Annotated in this window: 13 protein-coding genes; 2 read left to right on the top strand and 11 right to left on the bottom strand. The window is 70.7% G+C overall.

The window, feature by feature from the left end:
* Window positions 1-1,437, bottom strand: a complete 1,437-nt coding sequence (gene sufB / locus MYMAC_RS05970; protein ID WP_013935665.1) for a Fe-S cluster assembly protein SufB — start codon at window positions 1,435-1,437, stop codon at window positions 1-3.
* A complete protein-coding gene (locus MYMAC_RS05965; RefSeq protein WP_013935666.1) occupies window positions 1,434-1,952 on the bottom strand; it encodes an SUF system Fe-S cluster assembly regulator in 519 nt (172 codons plus the stop codon). The genes sufB and MYMAC_RS05965 overlap by 4 nt, the downstream gene beginning before the upstream one ends.
* A 185-nt stretch (window positions 1,953-2,137) precedes the next feature.
* Between MYMAC_RS05965 and MYMAC_RS05960 the strand changes: the two genes are divergently transcribed.
* Window positions 2,138-3,328 carry an ABC transporter substrate-binding protein gene (locus MYMAC_RS05960; protein ID WP_013935667.1) on the top strand — a complete coding sequence of 397 codons (1,191 nt, stop codon included), beginning with the start codon at window positions 2,138-2,140 and terminating at the stop codon, window positions 3,326-3,328.
* 24 nt (window positions 3,329-3,352) lie between these two features.
* Here MYMAC_RS05960 and MYMAC_RS05955 read toward each other — a convergent pair whose 3' ends face one another.
* The 9 genes from MYMAC_RS05955 to MYMAC_RS05915 all read right to left on the bottom strand — a co-directional run bounded on the left by MYMAC_RS05955 (window position 3,353) and on the right by MYMAC_RS05915 (window position 13,563).
* The gene (locus tag MYMAC_RS05955; protein WP_013935668.1) at window positions 3,353-3,532 is read right to left on the bottom strand and encodes a hypothetical protein; all 180 of its coding nucleotides are present in this window, start codon (window positions 3,530-3,532) and stop codon (window positions 3,353-3,355) included.
* The gene (locus MYMAC_RS05950; RefSeq protein ID WP_095957377.1) at window positions 3,529-4,386 is read right to left on the bottom strand and encodes a hypothetical protein; all 858 of its coding nucleotides are present in this window, start codon (window positions 4,384-4,386) and stop codon (window positions 3,529-3,531) included. The genes MYMAC_RS05955 and MYMAC_RS05950 overlap by 4 nt, the downstream gene beginning before the upstream one ends.
* Window positions 4,386-5,444 (bottom strand): hypothetical protein, encoded by a 1,059-nt coding sequence (locus MYMAC_RS05945; protein WP_239989367.1) that lies wholly within the window; start codon window positions 5,442-5,444, stop codon window positions 4,386-4,388. Before MYMAC_RS05945 ends, MYMAC_RS05950 begins: the two co-directional genes overlap by 1 nt.
* Before the next feature lie 47 nt (window positions 5,445-5,491).
* A complete protein-coding gene (locus tag MYMAC_RS05940; protein WP_095957375.1) occupies window positions 5,492-7,069 on the bottom strand; it encodes a hypothetical protein in 1,578 nt (525 codons plus the stop codon).
* Entirely contained in the window at window positions 7,036-7,833 is a 798-nt protein-coding gene (locus tag MYMAC_RS05935; protein ID WP_043709140.1) for a TadE/TadG family type IV pilus assembly protein, read from the bottom strand. Before MYMAC_RS05935 ends, MYMAC_RS05940 begins: the two co-directional genes overlap by 34 nt.
* A 167-nt stretch (window positions 7,834-8,000) precedes the next feature.
* Window positions 8,001-9,545, bottom strand: coding sequence for a DUF4388 domain-containing protein (locus MYMAC_RS05930; protein ID WP_095957374.1), 1,545 nt, complete (start codon window positions 9,543-9,545; stop codon window positions 8,001-8,003).
* 15 nt (window positions 9,546-9,560) lie between these two features.
* Window positions 9,561-10,391 (bottom strand): tetratricopeptide repeat protein, encoded by an 831-nt coding sequence (locus MYMAC_RS05925; RefSeq protein WP_095957373.1) that lies wholly within the window; start codon window positions 10,389-10,391, stop codon window positions 9,561-9,563.
* A 33-nt stretch (window positions 10,392-10,424) separates the two neighbouring features.
* On the bottom strand, window positions 10,425-11,630 hold the full coding sequence (gene hemW / locus MYMAC_RS05920; protein WP_095957372.1) for a radical SAM family heme chaperone HemW: 1,206 nt from the start codon (window positions 11,628-11,630) through the stop codon (window positions 10,425-10,427).
* 13 nt (window positions 11,631-11,643) lie between these two features.
* The gene (locus tag MYMAC_RS05915) at window positions 11,644-13,563 is read right to left on the bottom strand and encodes a coiled-coil domain-containing protein (protein ID WP_239989366.1); all 1,920 of its coding nucleotides are present in this window, start codon (window positions 13,561-13,563) and stop codon (window positions 11,644-11,646) included.
* 530 nt (window positions 13,564-14,093) lie between these two features.
* On the opposite strand from MYMAC_RS05915, the gene MYMAC_RS05910 reads away from it, so the two are divergent.
* Complete coding sequence (locus MYMAC_RS05910; protein ID WP_204817413.1) at window positions 14,094-16,697, top strand: M16 family metallopeptidase; 2,604 nt, start codon at window positions 14,094-14,096, stop codon at window positions 16,695-16,697.
* Window positions 16,698-16,827 lie beyond the last annotated feature (130 nt).

Here is a 16,827-nt window from a genome sequence, read left to right as displayed (position 1 = left end):
CTACCCCACGCTCCCTTCCAGGCTCACTCCGAGCAGCTTCTGCGCCTCCACCGCGAACTCCATCGGGAGCTCCTTGAACACCTGGCGGCAGAAGCCGTTGACGATCATCGACACCGCGTCCTCCTGCGAGATGCCCCGCTGCCGGCAGTAGAAGAGCTGGTCCTCGCCAATCTTCGACGTGGACGCCTCGTGCTCCACCTGCGCCGACGCGTTCTTCACCTCGATGTACGGCACCGTGTGGGCGCCGCACTTGTCACCGAGCAGCAGCGAATCGCACTGCGTGTAGTTGCGCGCGTTCTGGGCGCTCTTCAGCACCTTCACCAGCCCGCGGTACGTGTTCTGCCCGCGGCCGGCGGAGATGCCCTTGGACACGATGGTGCTGCGGGAGTTCTTCCCGATGTGCACCATCTTCGTGCCCGTGTCCGCCTGCTGCAGGTTGTTGGTGAGCGCCACCGAGTAGAACTCGCCCACCGAGTCATCCCCCTTGAGGATGACGCTCGGGTACTTCCACGTAATGGCCGAGCCCGTCTCCACCTGCGTCCACGAAATCTTCGCCGCCCGGTGCGCGACGCCGCGCTTGGTGACGAAGTTGTAGATGCCGCCGCGCCCCTCCGCGTCGCCCGGGTACCAGTTCTGCACCGTGGAGTACTTGATGGTGGCGTTGTCCAGCGCCACCAGCTCCACCACCGCGGCGTGGAGCTGGTTGGTGTCGCGCATGGGGGCGGTGCAGCCCTCCAGGTAGCTCACGTGGGAGCCCTCCTCCGCGACGATGAGCGTGCGCTCGAACTGGCCCGTCTCCGCCGCGTTGATGCGGAAGTACGTGGACAGCTCCATGGGGCAGCGCACGCCCTTGGGGATGAAGACGAACGAGCCGTCGCTGAAGACGGCGGAGTTGAGCGCGGCGAAGTAGTTGTCCGAGTACGGCACCACCGAGCCCAGGTACTTCTTCACCAGCTCCGGGTGCTCGCGCACGGCTTCCGAGAACGAGCAGAAGATGACGCCCGCCTTGGCCAGCTTGTCCTTGAACGTGGTGGCCACGGACACCGAGTCGAAGACGGCGTCCACCGCGACGTTCTGCAGCAGCTTCTGCTCGTGCAGCGGGATGCCGAGCTTCTCGTAGGTGCGCAGAATCTCCGGGTCCACCTCGTCCAGGCTGGCCTTCACCGGCTTCTGCTTCGGCGCCGAGTAGTAGCTGATGGCCTGGTAGTCGATGGGCTTGTAGGTGACGGCCTGCCACGTGGGCTCCGTCATCGTCTTCCAGTGGCGGAAGGCCTTGAGGCGCCAGTCGAGGAGGAACTCCGGCTCGCCCTTCTTCGCGGAGAGCGCGCGGATGACGTCTTCATCCAACCCGGGGGGAAACGTGTCCGACTCCACCTGGGTGACGAAGCCCGCGGCATAGGGGCGGCGCGTCAGTTCCTGGAGGGTTTCGGTGCTCATGAGCGGACTCCTGTCGCGGATGCGGAAGCGGGGTGGCCGGCGGCTGGGGAAGGCGCCGGGCGAGCGGGTGTCCCCAGGCCCACGAGGCGCTCGGGCACGCGGGGGGCGGGGGCGATGAGGTCCGCCAGCGTCAGGCGCCCCAAGGCCTCCTGGATGGCGCTGTTGATGAGGCGCCAGTGGCCCCGCACCTGGCAGACGGACTCCAGCTCGCAGGGCGCACCGCCGGTGGGGTGGACGCCACACTCGGTGAGGGCGACCGGCCCTTCGAGCGCGGCGACCAGTTCGGCCAGCGACAGCTCGCCGGCCGGCCGTGCCAGGCCGTAGCCGCCGTTGGCGCCGCGGTGGGACACCACGAGCGCCGCCTGAAGCAGGCCCTTGAGCACCTTGCTGGCCGAGGGAAGTGGCACGCGCGTGCGCGCCGCCAGCTCACGGGTGGTGCGCGTGTCACCCTCCGCGCGAGCCAGCTCGGTCATCAGCACGATGCCGTAGTCGGTCATCTTGCTCATCCGGAGCATGGGTGCGGGTGTCTCCTCTCTGCGTTCCAGGCGCCGACAGACTCGGGCCCCAGGGGACCTCTTACGTAATCAGGACCTTTTCAGTCCACATTGCAATTTGAATCCCTCCCTGAAGCGCCGCTGGTTGGAGGGCGGGGGGGAGAGGGATAGGGTGACGCCACCGTCCCCCCGGAGGAATCTTGCTGATGCGTCGTCCCCTGATGTTGCTCGCGACCCTGGCCCTGGCCGTGGTGGCCTGCGAGAAGAAGACCGCGCCCGCGCCCGCCGCGCCCTCGCCCGAGGGGCAGGCGACCGGGACCGCCGCCGCGCCGGTGGACTCGGACACGATTCTGCTGGGGGAGGTCGGCAGCCTCACGGGCAGCGAGGCGACCTTCGGCGTCTCCGCGCGCAACGGCATCGAGCTGGCGCTGAACGAGGCCAACGAGGCCGGCGGCGTGAAGGGAAAGAAGCTCCAGGTGCGCGTGTACGACAGCCAGGGCCGGCCGGAGGAAGGCGCCCAGGCGGTGACGCGGCTCATCACGCAGGACAAGGTGGTGGCGATTCTCGGCGAGGCGGCCTCGTCGGTGTCCATGGCCATGGCGGAGAAGGCGCAGGCGGGCCAGGTGCCCATGGTGACGCCGACCTCCACCGCGCCGGAGGTCACCCAGAAGGGCGACTACATCTTCCGCGTCTGCTTCATCGACCCCTTCCAGGGCCTGGTGATGGCGAAGTTCGCGCGGGAGAACCTGAAGCTGTCCCGCGTGGCGGTGCTGCGCGACAACAAGAGCGCCTTCTCCATGGGGCTGGCGGACGTGTTCACGGAGAAGTTCAAGGCCTTCGGCGGCGAGGTGCCGGGCGACGAGAGCTACTCCAAGGGTGACACGGACTTCCGCGCGCAGCTCACGTCCATCAAGCGGCTGAAGCCGGACGCCGTCTTCGTGCCCGGCTACTACACGGACGTGGGCATCATCGCGCGGCAGGCGCGGGAGATTGGCCTCAAGGTGCCGCTGCTCGGCGGCGACGGCTGGGACTCCGACAAGCTGTACGAGCTGGGCGGCTCCGCGCTGGAGGGCAGCTACTTCTCCAACCACTACTCGCCGGACAACCCGGACCCGGTGCTCCAGAAGTTCCTGGCCCGCTACAAGGCCACCTACGGCAGCGTGCCGGACAGCGTGGCCGCGCTGGCGTACGACGCGGCGCGGGTGACGATTGACGCCATGAAGCGCGCGCCGGACCTGAGCGGCCCCTCGCTGCGCGACGCCATCGCCGCGACCAGGGACTTCCCCGGCGTGGCGGGCAGAATCACCCTGGACGCCAACCGCGACGCGGTGAAGGAGGCCGTGGTGCTCAAGGTCTCCGGTGGCAAGGCGCAGTTCGTCACCACGGTGACGCCGTAGCGCGGGCGCCCGGGCCCCCGCGCCTCAGATGGGGGCCTGGATGACGTAGTAGATGGAGTTGAAGTAGCGGTGGAGGGCGTTCAGCAGCGCCACCAGGAAGGGCCAGCCGCCCACGGAGAAGACCAGCAGGGACGCGGTGACGATGGCGTACTCCACCATGGACTGGCCACGGGCGGACCGCGACGGACGCAGGGACTTCCTCATGGGGCGACACTCCGGCGTAGCAACGTGAGTTGGACCTCGACGCCTGGGCCCGGCGAATGGCCGCGCAGCACCGCGCGGCCGCTCGCCGACTCCTTCAGCACCTCGAACGCGACGCCGTCCGGCGCCACCGGCACGGAGGGCCCCACGGACCAGCCGCGCTCGCGGAAGAGGTCGCCGTAGCGCCGCGCCGCCTCGGTGGGTGAGGACGCCGTGAGCTGGCCCGCCACCACGTGATGCGAGGCGCCCTCCAGGTTGAAGTTCACGGTGCGAGCCTCCGCGAGCTCCCCGGGCACGGGGACCCAGTCAGGCACCGCCGCCGCGCGCTGCAGCATGGCGCCCACCTGGCCGGAGGAGACGAACACCAGCGTCTCCCCGCCTTGCGCCAGCGTGGACACCAGCCGCACCTCCTCCGTGGCGGGGCTCCAGTAGCCCACGTAGCCCCCCTTCTCTCCCTGGCGCTGGTGCAGCACCGGCAGCCCCTTGGCGAGCAGCGCCTGCGTGTAGTGCTCCAGGACCCGCGCGGGCGTGTCCGGGGTGGAGAACCACGCCACCGCCATGGGCGCTCCGGGCCCCAGGTAGTCCGCGGCCAGCGCCTCGGGGCGGGTGGCGTTGGGGTATGGCGGGAAGTGCACCAGCGCCCGCTGGAGGATGGCCTCCTCCGCGGGCGTGCGAACCCAGGCGCGCGAGGACACCTCCACGTCCGTGTCCAGCTCCGGTGGGCTCCATTCCTGGTGGCTGTCGCTGCCCCGGTACACGGCGTGCTCCCAGGAGAAGCCGATGAGGCCACCCACCACCGCCACGGAGAAGAGCAGCGCGGGAATCCGGACGACGGGCCGCGAGGCGGCATCGGGCATCAACACGACTCCGCCCTCGCGCAGCCCAGGTACCAGTTGCCACGCGCCTCGTAGCTGCGTTGGTTGTTGTTGTTCTCCCAATCCTGCCATTCGTTGCTGAAGTAGCCCTGGCGGCCGCCCTGCTGTTCGACCTCCTCCACGGCGCCATCACCGGACTGGTCTGGCTTGATGGCGAGGCTGGGGTTGCGAGGGTCGTCTCCCGGCGTCTTGTAGCTCTGGGGTTCGAGCCGAAGCCCCGGGTTGAGGAGGCCGGAACTGATGGCCTGGCTCACCAGCCGCTCGGACGCGCTCGACATGTCGGTGAAGCCGCTGTTGTCCGGGTTCTGGTAGAGCTGGGTGACGCGCTCGTGCATCCCGCGCCCACCCGCGGTCCCCGGGCGCACGTCGGCGTGCTCCGTGAGCGCCCAGGTGTCGGTGAGGATGGCGATCTTCTCCTCGGGGAGCAGGTACACGTCCTCACCTTTCCCCGCCTGGGTGCCGCCGTCTGAAAACTTCCCGGTCGCGTTGTTGTGGACGCCGTTGGCGCGCTCCTGCTTCTCCTTGGCCAGCCTCACCCGGGAGAACTCCGGCAGGAACTGCTCCGGCAGGAGGTAGTTCTGGACGCCCAGGCGCGCGGAGCAACGGATGAGGCCGCCACGTCCGAAGGTGCTCCGATAGGACTGGTGAAGGGGGTCGTCGTACGCGCCCACGTCATCCGCGTCCAGGGAGCAGTACACCTGCTGTCCGCCCACATTGAGCCAACACGCGTGAGCGACGACGTCGGTGTGGTGGGACTCATCATCCTGGCATTCGGGCCCCTTGCCCGGACCGTAGCTGTCGAGCCCCGACTCGTGGTCGCAGTACATGTACCGTGAATAGGCCTGCGCCATCTCGAAGCCGGAGAAGGCCTCGGTCGTCGTGCCGCCGTCCTCCGTCGCGACGCTCTCGGGTTCCTTCTCGTAGTCCAGGACCGTGTAGTCCCAGGCCGTGGTGAGTGACGTCTCCTGCGCGTCCAGCATGTGGCGCAGCAGGTCGAAGAGGAACAGGGAGTAGAGGAACACCGGGATGATGACGAGCATGCACACCGCCATCTCCACGGACGCGGCGCCTCGCCTGGGTGCGCGCCTCACAGGGACACCCCCGGGACCTTCGCCAGCCGGGACGCGTCCGTGTTGCCCGCCGCTTCGAGGACCTCGACGGCCTCGTCGGGTGAGATGGGGTGCAGCTTCGCGCGCCAGTAGGGGCTGAAGAGGTTGGGGGCCTCGCGCCAGCCATTCGCGCCGAAGCGGTGGTAGTAGACGAGCGCCTTGGAGAGCGCCACGCCCTCCTGCGCGGCGAGCGTGAGCGACCCCGTGCCCTGCGCGCCATGGGTCAACTGAATACGGGCCGACGCGTTCAACTCCCAGGGGGCCTTGCGCGGGTCTCCGACCCGGAGCGGCCGCGTGAGATAGCTGTACACGCGCGGCTGGCCCCAATCCCTGTCAGAGGAGGGGTTGGCGCGGAACTTCATGAAGCAATTGCCCGACCGGGCACAGCCCGACAGCGCGTTGGCGTTGACGCCCTCGAAGGTGTGCGAGCCGGAGTGGGCGCCCCCCGGCGTGTGGCCGCCGCCGTTGGCGTCACTCCAGACCTCCGCATCGTAGTCGTTCGACGACCTGAGCCCGTGGTACCGCCAGGTGTTCTGGATGGTCCCTTCTTCTCGTGCGGCGACCGTCGTCCCTTGATTGCCGCCTTGCTTTCCTCCGGCGTTGACCTGCCCCTTGTCCTGGACCGACTTCGCCGTCCCCTCGTGGGAGGTCACGCGATACTCCCTCTTTGCAATGTTCTCCAACTCCGTCAGGAAGTCCTGGTGCAGGTATTTGGGCTTGCGGGTCCCTCCTTCCAGTCCCCCAGCCTTACGCGCCGCGGGCCAGCCAGAGCGGGTGGCATTGGAAATCTCCGTCATGACCCTCGCGAGCGCCTCGGGCGAGGCGTTCTCCACGCTCCCCCGGCAGCTCATCCCATCCACCGCGCAGTTGAATTCGTTCGCGTTGAGGCCCCCCACGGCGCCCGGCAAGGCGCCGACGTCTGGCGCGGTTTCAGCCGCCAGGTGATTCAGGCCCTGACTGCGGCCGTCCTGGATGGCCTGCAGCGTCTGGGTATGCGCTTCACGCTGCGAGGCATGAAGATTGTCCACCATGACGTCCACGCCCCGGACGGCTGCGTTGAAGCTGGACTCCAGCGCGCGGAGCCTTTTGTCGTACGACCGGCCCGCCCTGGCGAAGTCGGCCGCGGTCTGCGCCGCCTCCCGGGCGTGCAAGCAGTGCTCGTAGCACCCTTTGCACGCGCACCTGAGATACTCGATGCGCTCGAACTCCTTGAAGTTCTTCTCCGAGGCTCGCATCATTTCGCCCGTCACGCTGGCTGCCGCCATGTATGCGTGGAGGCTGTTCATCGCGACGTAGGAGGCCGCGATGCCCCGGTTGCTGACCGCATAGTAATTGAGCGACCGCGCCTCCAGGACGGCCATGGAGTAGGCCAGCGCGTCGCTGTGCTGCTGCAGCCCCATCTTCTGGCGCAGCGCGTGCGCCAGGTTGAAGCTCAGCGTCACCATCAACGCCAGCACCAGGAAGGACAGCGCGCCCAGCACGATGGCCTGCCCGCGCTGCGCGCGTCTCCGGGCCCGGGCGCTCACGGAGCCGGGTAGGCGAAGGGGAAGACGCATTCGTTGCTCCCTGGGAGGGCTGCGCGGTTGAGGAAGAAGTTGGACTGCATCCGCATGGTGTAGGTGGCGCGAATGGGAGCGATGTAGACCTTCTGCGCGGCCGCCTGCTCCAGCAGGGACTCCGAGGGGCCCGGCGTGTAACGTGCCTGGTCTGGGTCGCGAGGCTTGCTGTACATCCGCAATTCCTTTCGCAGCTCCCGGCCCCGCGCCGCCTGGTAGATGACCCAGTCCGCGAAGGGGATGATCATCCGGTAGTTGAACGTCACCTGGACGCGCAGCTTGGTCCGGTGGCTCTCCCGCCAGCCCGTGGGCGCGGTGTTCCGGGGGTCATCGAAGTCCAGCTCCGGCCCGCTGCCCCCCACGTCGCTCCGCGTCGGGCCGCAGATGGTGACCTCCACATGCTTGAGCGGCGACCCTTCAGCCAGAATCTTGTTCTTTGAAGCCTCGCGCCACTTGGCCCGGAACTCCGCCGCGCTCCCCACGGGTGGGATGTGCGCGAGCTTCATGTCCCCCGACCCCTTCGAGGACACGCTCAGCATCGGCAACAGCACCGCGAGCGCGGCCTTCTCCATCGCGTCGACCTTGGCGCTGTTCAGCGCCCCAGCCCGCACGGCCTTGTAGGCGGCGTACTTGGTCAAGAGCCGCGCCTGGTGCATCAACCCCAACTGGAGGATGCCCAGGATGAGGAAGACGAACAGCGGCAAGACAATGGCAGACTCGACCGCCGCCTGTCCCGACTGATTCCTCTCACGAAGGCCGCCCATGGCGCCAAAGACTACCTAGCGCCCCTCGCAAAAGGGAAAACCCGGCCACCCATCAACCCCAAATAATGACATTCAATGTCGGGCGTCAGACAAACACCACCCCAGGGGGCCGGAAAGGGCCCCAAACCCAACACCAGACACAGCCTGCCAGGCAAGCGGGCGGGCGCCTAACGCCGTCTGACAATCTCCTGGATGAGCTCGACGTAGCGGCGGTTCTTCGGGTTCAGCTTGAACGCCTTGCGGAACGCATCTTCCGCCTGGCTCCACTGGCCCTCGCCCTGCGCCACCTCCCCCAGGAAGGCCCAGCCCTCCTCCAGCGCGGGCTCCTGGCGCAGCACCTCCTGCAGCTCCTGCTGGGCCAGCCGCCCGTGCGCCTCCGGCTTCATCAGGTAGCGCGCGTAGGCGCGCCAGGCCTGGTACAGCGGCTTCGGGTCGATGTCGCAGGCGTACTCGAAGTACTCGAAGGCCCCCGCGTGGTTGCGCGCGGCCAGCCGGCGCTTCGCCTCGTCGAACTGGGTGGTCGCGTCCAGCAGGTCGGTGCGGATACGGAACTGCTCGGCCGTGGTGGGCCGCGTGCCCCGGTCCTTCTCCCGGTGCGCCGCGCGTCGCTTGCGCCACAGCAGGTTCTGCTCCGCGTCCGACAGCGCGCCAAACGCCTTCGCATGGGCCGCCAGCAGCACCTCCGCCTTCTCGCGCAACTCCGGCGTGTGGAAGCGCAGCGGCGCGAACCGGTCCGCCAGGGCCAGGAAGGCCTTGCGCAGCGGCACCGGCTGCACGTCCTCGGGCACGTCCAGCAGCGTGAAGGGGTCCTTGCTCCGGTGGGACATGAAGGCGCTCACCAGGGCGTTGCGGGCCGCCTCGTCCTCGTCGGAGAACGGCGTCCCCTGCGGCGCCGGCGCGGCCACCGGAGGCGCCACGGGTTCGGGGACAGGCGTGGCGACAGGCGCGGCGGCCCGCTCCGCGCTCAGCCGGGCCGCCTTCGCGTCCACGTCCTCCACGAAGCCGGCGACCTCCAGCAGGCACAGCGCGTACAGCCGCCGGAGCACCACCTCCGTGTCGAAGCCGGTGCGCTCCATCAGCTCACTGAAGGTGGGCCGCAGCCGGAGCGCCTGGAACAGGCGCGCGTCCTTCGAGGACAGCTTCAGGCCCGCCTCCGTGCCCGGCATCTGCCCGAAGCGGCGCTCGTCCGTGAAGGTGAAGTGCGTGGCCACCGCGTCGAAGGGCATCACGTTGGCCACGCCCGTGAGGATGAGCTGGCCGGTGTTGGTCCGCACGCTGGCGTCCGGCGGCTCCACGTCCGCGATGAGCCGGTACTTCGCGTCCACCCAGCGGAAGCAGTCCAGCAGCTTGTGCGCCAGGTTCGCCTGCAATTGCTTGTACAAGTCGAAGGGGCTGATGAGCCCCTTCTGCACCAGCAGCCCACTCAGCGGCACCTCCGCGGAGATGCTCTCCGCCAGCGCCTTCTGGTAGTCCGTCTCCGTCAGCTTGCCCTTCTCCACCAGGTACTTGCCCAGCGTCTCGTGGAGGAGGTTGGACTGGCACGCCACCGGCGCGCCGTCCTCGAAGACGATGCGCTTCTCCCGCTGGCGCACCTTCAATTCCAGCGTGCAGGTGCGCTCCTCCGCCATCAGCGCGTGGAGCAGCAGGGGGAACGGCGTATCGGCCAGGACACCTTCCCGCTGGCGGAGGACCTGCGACGGCGTGGGGAACATGGGCCCACAGCCTAGCTACTCGCCCTGGTACTCCTCCATCCCCGACGCGCGGTGGGGCTCGCCATACGCGTCGTAGCGGTAGCGGTCGCCGTAGCCCGGCTCCGGGGTCATTCCGAACCGGGGCAGCATGGACGCCAGCAGGCCCATCACCAGGGCGAAGGCCGCCGCGTACATCAGGGGGCGGCTGGGCCGCGCGCGCCAGGCCCACTTGCGCTCCCGGCGGCGCTGGAAGCGGGGGGCCGCCACGTACTCCATCCAGGCCCGCTCGCGCATCCGCTTCGCGTCCTCGGCCCGGCCCACCCTGGCCAGGGCCCTGGCCAGCAGGTAGCGGCCCTCCACCGTGCCGTGCCGCACCTGGCAGTAGCGCTCCAGCGCCTCCACCGCGCCCGCCACGTCGCCGCGCTTCAGCCGGAAGCGGCCCCGCTCCAGGTCGATGGCGCCCAGCTTGTGGTCCGGGTCCAGCTTCGCCGCCTCGTCCAGCAGCAGCTCCCCGCGCTGGGCGTCACCGGCGCCCAGGTAGGCCACGCCCAGCAGGTACAGCGTGTCCACGTCCTCGTCGCCCGCCTCCAGGTTGGGCTTGAGGATGTCCACCGCCTCGGCGTAGCGGCGCTGCGCCACGCGGATGTCCGCCAGCTCGTGCCGCGCGCGCCGCTCATGCGGGTTGGTGAGGAGGGTGCCCGCGAGCTGCCCCGCGCGCTGGAAGCGCTTGAGCAGGCGCACGGGGCTGGGCAGCACCTGCCAGGTGAAGCGGTCCGCCACGAAGATGATGACGATGATGAGGCCCAGCGACAGCAGCGGGCTGCCCGTCAGCAGGGTGAGGAACAGCCACAGAATCCACTTGCTCATACGCCTCTCGAATCCGTTCCGCTGGGCGCCGCCCTAGAGCAGCCGCGCGCACACGGCGCTATGGACGTCCGCGCCCTTCTCCGTCAATGCCAGACGCCCGTCCCGCAGCGTCGCGAAGCCGTGCTCCACCAGCCGCGCGACTTCCGCCCGGCGGGGCGCCACCGGCTGCCCGTATCGCTCGCAGACGGCCTCCCAGTCCACGCCCGACACCAGCCGCAGCCCCATGGCCAGCCGCTCCGCGAACAGCTCCTCGGGCCCCAGGGGCTCCCGGCTGTCCTCGGGCAGCCGCCCCGCCTCCGCCTCCACGAGGTAGCGCTCCGCGCCGCGCAGATTCACGTACCGGTGCGGCTCGGGCGACAGCAGCATGCCCGTGGCCCCCACGCCGAGCGCCAGGTACTCCCCGCCCGTCCAGTACAGCGCGTTGTGGCGCGAGCTGTACCCCGGCCGCGCGTGGTTGGAGACCTCGTAGCGGTGCAGGCCCGCCGCGCCGTACACCTCGCGCACCACGCGCGCCATGTCGACCACGGTGTCGTCGGGCGGCAGCGCCAGCTCGCCGCGCTTGAGCCGCTTCGACAGGGGCGTGTCCTCCGCCAGCACGTCACGCTCCACCGTCAGCGCGTAGGTGGACAGGTGCTCCGGGGAGAGCGCCACCGCCCGACGCGCGTCCGCCTCCACCTGCGCCACCGTCTGCCCGTGCACGCCATAGATGAAGTCCATGGCCACCACCGGGAAGCCCGCGCGCCGGGCCGCGTCCACGGCCCCTTCCACCATGGCCGCGTCGTGCGCGCGCCCCAGCGCCTTGAGCGTCTCCGGCTGGAAGGACTGCACGCCCAGCGACAGCCGGTTCACCCCCGCCGCGCGGTAGCCCGCGAAGCGCTCCGCGTCCGCGCGCTCCGGGTTGCCCTCCAGCGACACCTCCACGCCGGGCGCCACCTTGAGCCGCGCGGCGATGCCGTCCAGCACCTGGGCCACGTAGCGCGGGTGCCACAGGGACGGCGTGCCGCCGCCCAGGAAGATGGAGTCGAGCACCTTGCCCGCGAGCGAGGGCTCGGCGGCCAGCCGGGTGTCCAGCTCCTTCAGCACCGCGCGCGCGTAGCGCTCCTCCGGCACCTGCCGCGCCACCGCCACCGCGAAGTCGCAATAGGGGCACTTCGCCAGGCAGTAGGGGAAGTGCAGGTACAGCCCGAAGCGGGCCGCCGGCATCCCCGTGAGGGCATCCACTGGAGCGTCGAAAGGCATGAAGGGGAAACCTCTACTTCTTGCCCTTCAATTGCGCTTCCAACCGGGCAATCTTCGCCTTGTAACCGGCCGCGTTCTCGAGCGCCGTCTCGGCCGCCATCAGCTTCCGCTTGAGGTTGGCCGCGTCCGCCTTGAGCTGCTCGCGCTCCGCTTCCCAGTCCCCTGGCGCGCCGTCGGAAGCCGCCGCTGGCCGCTCCGCCAGCTTCGCCTCGAGCCCCTGCCGGGCCTCCTGCTCCGCTTGCAGCGAAGCCTCCGCCTGCGACAGCTTCTCCTCCGCCGCCTTCAGCGACGCCTCGGTCCGCGCCAGCTTCGCCTCCGCCGTGGCGCGCGCCGCGTCCGCCTTGCCGACCCCAGCGGCCTGGGCCTTCGCGGCCTCCAGGGCGCCCTCCATCATCTTCAGCCGCCCCTGGAGACGCTCCACCTTGTCCGCCTCGGCGCGCGCGGCCTCCAGCTCCTCGGTGAGCGAGGCCACCTGCGCCTCGGCGCCGCCCTGCCCCACCGTCAGCGACTCCACCTGGGCCTCGGCCTGGGCCTTCGCCACCTCCGCGTCGGTGCGCTCGGCCTCTGCCGCCTCGCGGCGCGCCTGCTCCAGCGACAGCGCCTCGTGGGCCTTCGCCACCTCCGCCTGCAGCCGCGCCAGCTCCGCCTCGCGCTGCCCGGACGCCGCCTCCAGCATGGACACGCGGGCGGACAGCCCCACCCGCTCCGCGTCCTTGGTGGCCGCCTTCAGCTCCACCGCGGCGAGCTGCTCCTTGATGGCCGCGTGCTCCGCGTGGGCCGCCTCCACCGCGGCCGTCAGCTCCGACACCTTCGTCTCGGCCTGCTGCACCGCCTCGCCCAGCGCCGCCGCGTCCGCTTCCATGCGGTCCCGCAGCGACACCTGCTCCACCTCGGCGGCCTCCAGCGCCTCCTTCAGCGCGGCGGCCTCACCCTCCGCCACCTGCGCCCGCTCACTGGCCTGCGCCAGCCCTTCCTCCAGCGCCTCCGAGCGCTCCGCCGCCTTGGCCGCCTCCGACTCCCGCTTCGCCTTGAGCTGGGCCAGCTCCGCGGTGCGAGCCTCCAGCGCCTGGCGCAGCGCGGGCAGCTCGGCGGCCTCGGTGGTGCGCGCGGTGAGCGCGGCGCGCAGGCCCACGATTTCGGCGTCCTTCAGCGCCAGCGAACGCTCCAGCTCCGCCACCTGCTCCTGCAGGGTGCGCAGCCCGTCCTCCACCACGGAGAGCTGCTTGCGCGCCTCGTCGCGCTCGGCCGCGAGCGTGCTCGCGCGGCCCTGGGCCTCCTCCAGCGAGCTCTTCGACCAGTCGCTCTCGCTCTCCAGCGCGCTCAGCCCGGACTGGGCCTCCGCCAGCGCGGCCTCGAGCTGCGCGGCGCGCAGGTTCAGCGAGTCCTTCTCCGCCGAGGCCGCCTCCAGCTCGGAGGTCAGCCGCTCCACGTCGGCGATGGCCTGCTGGTACTGCTCCTGGACGGCCTCCAGCGCGCCCTGGGCCTCGGACTTCTCCGCGGCCAGCTCCGCCACGCGGTCCTGGGCCAGCGACAGCGCTTCCTTCGCGCCAATCAGCTCCTCGGCCACCGCGCCGCGGGCCTCGCGCTCCTCCTGGAGCTCCGATGTGAGGCGCGGCACGTCGGATTCGACCTCGGCCAACGCGCGCGACAGGTCCTTGCGGTCCGCCTCCACCGCGGTGAGCTCTTCCTGGAGGGCGGCCAGCCGGGCCTGGGACTCCGACGCCGCCCGGGCCAGCTCGTCCTGGAAGGCGGAGATGCTGGCCTTCGACTCCGCCAGCTCCTTGCGCGCCAGCGTCAGCGACTGCTTCACGCCGTTGAGCTCGCCGTCGCGCTCCGCGTACAGCGTGCGGGCCCGCGCCAGCGTCTCCGTCTTCTGGCGGACCACGGCCCGGAAGTACTCCAGCTTGTCCTCGGGCGACCCGCCCATGGGCATCCGGATTTCCGGGGGCTCGCCGAATGGATCATTCCCCGAGCCGCGCGCGGCGCGGACCGCCGGGGCGGCGGGGGGGCGGCCGGGGCCGCGGGGGCCTTCGGGGTCGCGGGCACTCCCGTGCCCTTGGGCACGGCGGCCAGGGGGCGGCCGGGCGGCGCGGCGGCAGCGGAGGCGGAGCGGCGGGCGGTGGGGCCGAGGGCGGTGGCTTGGGCAGGGGCCTGGAAGCCACGGGGGCGACGGCGGCGGGGGCCACCGAGGCGCCGGTGTCTTCCAGGTCCAGGCTTTCGCGCAGGTCCGCGAGCGGATCCACCTCTTCCGGAGGTGACGGCATGGGCGGGCGCAGGTTACCCCCCGGACGGGCTCACCACCAGAGACGCGTGGGCAGGTGCGCGTCCGAAGTCCATCCATCCGGTCGGACGGCAGCCGTACAGTCTCCTCGACGCCGGGGCTCCCGGGCGTTAGCCAGTGAGGGAAAACATCACACCTCGCCTTGCCCTCTCGGTGGGCGGGTGACAGCTTCGGACGTTTCTATGGCCATCCGCTACGCGCTACCCAACGGGCTTACCGTCGTCTTCGAGGAGCAGCACGCCGCCAAGGTCGCGGCCTTCCAGGTCTGGGTCAAGGCCGGGAGCGCCGACGAGCGGCCGGACCAGGCGGGGCTGGCCCACCTCCACGAGCACATGCTCTTCAAGGGCACCGAGCGCCGCGGCCCCGGCGAGGTCGCCCGGGACGTGGAGTCCCACGGCGGCGAAATCAATGCCTGGACCTCCTACGACCAGACCGTCTACCACATCGTCATCGCCAGCCAGTTCGCCCGGATGGGCCTGGACATCCTGGGGGACGCGGTGCGCCGGTCGGCCTTCGACGCGGGCGAGCTGTCGCGCGAAATCGAGGTGGTCTGCGAGGAAATCAAGCGCAGCCAGGACACGCCGTCCCGGCGCGCCTCCAGGGACCTCTTCTCCACCGCCTACCAGGTGCACCCCTACCGGCTGCCCGTCATCGGCACCGACGCGAGCGTGCGCAGCTTCACGCGGGAGAAGGTGCTGGAGTTCTACCACCGGCACTACACGCCCAGGAACCTGGTGCTGTCGGTGGCCGGGGACCTGCGCGAGGCGGACCTGCGCGCGTGGGTGGAGGACATCTTCGGCGGCGACTGGGGCCGGCCGTATGAGGGCTGGGTGGCGCGCGCCGCGGAGCCCGAGGCGACGGGCCGGCGCATCCTGCTGCGCCCGGACGAGGTGAAGGAGGCCTACCTGCACCTGGCCTTCGGGATTCCCCAGGCGGACCACGCGGACGTGCCCGCGCTGGACGTGCTGGCGATGATCGCCGGCCAGGGGGACGCGTCCCGGCTGGCGCGCGAGGTGAAGCGCCGTCACAACCTGGTCAACGACATCCACACCTTCGCCTATACGCCGGTGGACCCGGGCATCTTCTCCGCGTCGCTGACGCTCCAGCCCGCCAACGCCGTGCGCGCGCTGGAGGAGACGGCCCGGGGGCTGGCCACGCTGCGCGCCACGCCGGTGACGGCGGAGGAGCTGGCCACGGCCAAGGCGCTGGTGGAGGCGGAGGCCGTGTACCAGCGCGAGACGGTGCAGGGCGTGGCCCGGAAGATGGGCTTCTACCAGTCCGGCATGGGCAGCCTGGAGGCGGAGGCCCGCTACTACGAGGCCGTGCGCAACCTCACGCCCGAGCACCTGCGCGCCGCCGCCGAGCGCTACCTGCGCTTCGACCGCGCCGTCGTCACCGGCCTGCTGCCGGAGGGCACGCCGCTGACGGAGGCGCAGGTCCACGAGGTGCTGGACGCCGCGGAGCGCGGGCCCGCCGCGCCGCCGCCCGAGCGCAAGCCGCGCAAGGTGCCCGTGAGCGACTCGCCGGTGCGCATCCTGAAGGGCGCGGGCACGGGCCCCAGCGACATCATCACGGAGAAGCTGCCGTCGGGCGCGACGATTGTCGTGCGCGTGGAGCCGGCGGTGCCGCTGTTCGCCGTCCGCGCCGCGTTCGCGGGCGGCCTGCGCTACGAGACGCCGGAGGACAACGGCATCTCCACGCTGCTCACCCGCACCCTCACGCGCGGCACGCCCACGCATGACGCGGAGGAGATTTCCGACCTCATCGACGTGTACGCGGGCAGCCTGGGCGGCCAGGGCGGACGCAACTCGGTGGGCCTGCGCGGGGAGTTCCTGTCGCGCCACTTCGAGCCGGCCTTCCGCCTCTTCGCGGACTGCCTGCTCAACCCGTCCTTCCCGGAGGCCGAGGTCGCTCGCGAGCGCACGCTGCTGCTCCAGGACATCCTCACGCGCGAGGACAAGCCGTCCAGCGTGGCCTTCGACCTGTTCAGCAAGACCATCTACCAGACGCACCCGTACCGCCTGCCCACCTCCGGTGAGCACGCCTCCGTGGAGAAGCTGACGCCGGAGAAGCTGCGCGCGTGGCACGCGGCGTACATGGACCCGTCGCAGCTCACGCTCAGCGTGGTGGGCGACGTGAAGGTGGACGAGGTCATGGCCCTGGCGCGCGAGTACTTCGGCACCTCGCGCGGCAAGGCGGCCCCGCCGCCCAAGGTCCCCGTGGAGGCGCCGCTGACGGGGCCCCGCGAGGCGAAGAAGGTGCTGGCGAGGGCCCAGGCGCACCTGGTGCTGGGCTTCCCGGGTGGCCGCGTGAGCGACCCGTGGCAGTACGCGCTGGAGGTGCTCTCCACGGTGCTGTCCGGCCAGGGCGGGCGGCTCTTCGTGGAGCTGCGGGACAAGCGCTCCATGGCCTACAGCGTCAGCTCGTTCGCCATCGAGGGCGTGGACCCGGGCTACTTCGCCACGTACATGGGCACCAGCCCGGAGAAGGTGGACGCGGCGCTGGAAGGTATCCGCGCGGAGCTGGCGCGCGTGCGGGACGAGCCCATCCCCGCCGAGGAGCTGGCGCGCGCCAAGCAGCACCTCATCGGCACGCATGAGATTGGTCTCCAGCGCAACGGCGCGCGGGCGGCGCTGCTGGCGCTGGACACCTGCTACGGCCTGGGCATGGGGAACTTCCTCCACTACGCGGACCGCGTCGCGGCGGTGACGGCGGAGGACGTGCGCGAGGTGGCCCGCAAGGTCATCGACTTCGACCGCAGCGCGCTGGCCATCGTCGGCCCGTAGCGGCCCGGTGTCCCTCGGGAGGACACACCGTCCCTACAGGGCGGTGCTCCCGAGGGCGCCTTCGATGGCGTCGAGCAGGGGCTTCACGTGCCGCCTTCCGAGTCCCAAAGCTACGGCTGGACACGCGTGT

This window comes from Corallococcus macrosporus DSM 14697 (genome assembly GCF_002305895.1).
Classification (GTDB): domain Bacteria; phylum Myxococcota; class Myxococcia; order Myxococcales; family Myxococcaceae; genus Myxococcus; species Myxococcus macrosporus.
Note: the sequence above shows the minus strand (reverse complement) of the source record. Positions and strands in the feature narration are given on the sequence as shown.

Coding starts and splice junctions, on each gene's coding strand:
- MYMAC_RS05945 (WP_239989367.1), bottom strand. CDS start 5,444: ATGCTCGTCATCATCCCGGTGTTCCTCTACTCCCTGTTCCTCTTCGAC.
- MYMAC_RS05955 (WP_013935668.1), bottom strand. CDS start 3,532: ATGAGGAAGTCCCTGCGTCCGTCGCGGTCCGCCCGTGGCCAGTCCATG.
- MYMAC_RS05965 (WP_013935666.1), bottom strand. CDS start 1,952: ATGCTCCGGATGAGCAAGATGACCGACTACGGCATCGTGCTGATGACC.
- sufB (WP_013935665.1), bottom strand. CDS start 1,437: ATGAGCACCGAAACCCTCCAGGAACTGACGCGCCGCCCCTATGCCGCG.
- hemW (WP_095957372.1), bottom strand. CDS start 11,630: ATGCCTTTCGACGCTCCAGTGGATGCCCTCACGGGGATGCCGGCGGCC.
- MYMAC_RS05960 (WP_013935667.1), top strand. CDS start 2,138: ATGCGTCGTCCCCTGATGTTGCTCGCGACCCTGGCCCTGGCCGTGGTG.
- MYMAC_RS05925 (WP_095957373.1), bottom strand. CDS start 10,391: ATGAGCAAGTGGATTCTGTGGCTGTTCCTCACCCTGCTGACGGGCAGC.
- MYMAC_RS05915 (WP_239989366.1), bottom strand. CDS start 13,563: ATGCCCATGGGCGGGTCGCCCGAGGACAAGCTGGAGTACTTCCGGGCC.
- MYMAC_RS05930 (WP_095957374.1), bottom strand. CDS start 9,545: ATGTTCCCCACGCCGTCGCAGGTCCTCCGCCAGCGGGAAGGTGTCCTG.
- MYMAC_RS05940 (WP_095957375.1), bottom strand. CDS start 7,069: ATGCGTCTTCCCCTTCGCCTACCCGGCTCCGTGAGCGCCCGGGCCCGG.
- MYMAC_RS05935 (WP_043709140.1), bottom strand. CDS start 7,833: ATGGGCGGCCTTCGTGAGAGGAATCAGTCGGGACAGGCGGCGGTCGAG.
- MYMAC_RS05950 (WP_095957377.1), bottom strand. CDS start 4,386: ATGCCCGATGCCGCCTCGCGGCCCGTCGTCCGGATTCCCGCGCTGCTC.
- MYMAC_RS05910 (WP_204817413.1), top strand. CDS start 14,094: ATGGCCATCCGCTACGCGCTACCCAACGGGCTTACCGTCGTCTTCGAG.